Raw genomic sequence first — 1462 nt, 5'->3', positions numbered from 1 at the left:
CGGCGCCAAGCACTCGCGCAATGCATTGCGACTGCATTGTGGGAGGGGTTTCAGCCCCGACACCTTTGAGTCGGACGCATCGGGACTGAAGTCCCTCCCACAGCACGGCATCGCACTGGCCACTTCGGTTGCAGTCACGACCAGTCGCCACCCCGCCCGATCTACGCCGTCGCCACTGGAAGGGCGAAGGCCGCGCCTTCGACGCAGGCGACCAAGCGTTCGCCCGGCGCCAGCACCGGGGCGACGCCGGCGGTGAAGTGCGAGAACGCCGGCAGCACGGTCATGCCGTCGCGCAGCCAGAACGCCGGCCAGCGCGGGCGCAAGCCAGGCAGTTTGGCCAGCGGGTGCAGGTGCCCGCACAGCACATGGCGCTGCGCATCCGTCACCGGATCGTGGCGCAGCACGAACGGGCCGTCCTCCACCTGCGTGCCAAGCGGCGCGATGTCCAGCCCGGCGCCGGCGAGGGCGCGGTCGTGGTTGCCGGCGATCGCCGCCACGCGCAGTTGCGGATGCTGCGTGCGCCAGGCATGCCACTGGCGTTGCCAGTCGGCATCGGGTGCGGCGCCATGCAGCACGTCGCCGAGGATCCACAGTTCCGCCGCGTCCTGCGCCTCCAGCAGCGCCGACAGCCGCGCCAGGTCGAGCGCGGTGCCGCCGCGCGGCAGGCCGATGCCGGCGCGGCGGAAGACGTCGGCCTTGCCCAGATGCAGGTCGGCGATCAGCAGCCGTCGCCGCGCCGGCCAGTACAGTGCGCGGTCGCCGAGCAGGCGCATCGGTTCCCCTGCCAGCCGCAAGTCCAGTTCAGCGCGCATGGCGCTGCTCCAGCTGCGCCGCCGCGCGCATCACCCGCGCCTTCCAGTCCTCGGTGCTGAGCTGGCCGCGGATGCTCTCGGCCCACAGCGGGAACGCCAGTGGCGTGAGGCTGCGCGGACTATGCAGCGCCAGCTCGCGCGCGGCGCAATCGTCCAGGGTGGCGGTGAGCCGGGTCAGTTCCATCTCGCCCTGCAACACCTCGCGCTCGGCCTGCGCCAGCAGCAGGTGCTCGGGATCGAAGCGGCTGAGCACGTCGTACAGCAGGCCGCTGGAGGCCTGCAGCTGGCGCAGGCTGCGCGGCAGGCGGCCGGGCAGGCTGGGCGGCAACAGGCCGGCGACGCGGGCGATCTCGCGGAACTGGCGGCGCGCCAGTTCGCCGAGGTTGAGGCTCTCGCGCAGATCCTCGAACAACTGCGCCGGACTCAGCAATTCGCGCAGCAGCGCCGCGTCGATCGGCGCGTCCTCCGCCGGCGACAGCACAAAGCCATAGTCGTTGGCGGCGAAGCTGAAGGTATTGCGCTGCCGCCGGCCCCAGCGCAGCGCCAGCAGCGCGGCCAGGCCTTCGTGCACCTGGCGGCCGGCGAACGGATACACGAACAGGTGCTGGCCGTCGCGGGCGCGCACGCGCTCGGCCAGCAGCCGCTGCGGC

Annotated in this window: 1 protein-coding gene and 1 pseudogene; both read right to left on the bottom strand. The window is 72.4% G+C overall.

Going from position 1 to position 1462, the window contains the following annotated elements:
- Nucleotides 1-161 precede the first annotated feature (161 nt).
- Nucleotides 162-812, bottom strand: coding sequence for a ligase-associated DNA damage response endonuclease PdeM (gene pdeM / locus D183_RS0117525; protein ID WP_017910147.1), 651 nt, complete (start codon nucleotides 810-812; stop codon nucleotides 162-164).
- A pseudogene (locus tag D183_RS25145) lies at nucleotides 802-1462 on the bottom strand (DNA ligase-associated DEXH box helicase); the annotation flags it as partial. The pseudogene D183_RS25145 and the gene pdeM, both read right to left, overlap by 11 nt.

The sequence above is a fragment of the Xanthomonas sp. SHU 199 genome, from assembly GCF_000364665.1.
GTDB lineage: Bacteria > Pseudomonadota > Gammaproteobacteria > Xanthomonadales > Xanthomonadaceae > Xanthomonas_A > Xanthomonas_A sontii.
The sequence above is the reverse complement of the archived record's forward strand: the minus strand, read 5'-3'. Positions and strand labels throughout refer to the sequence as shown.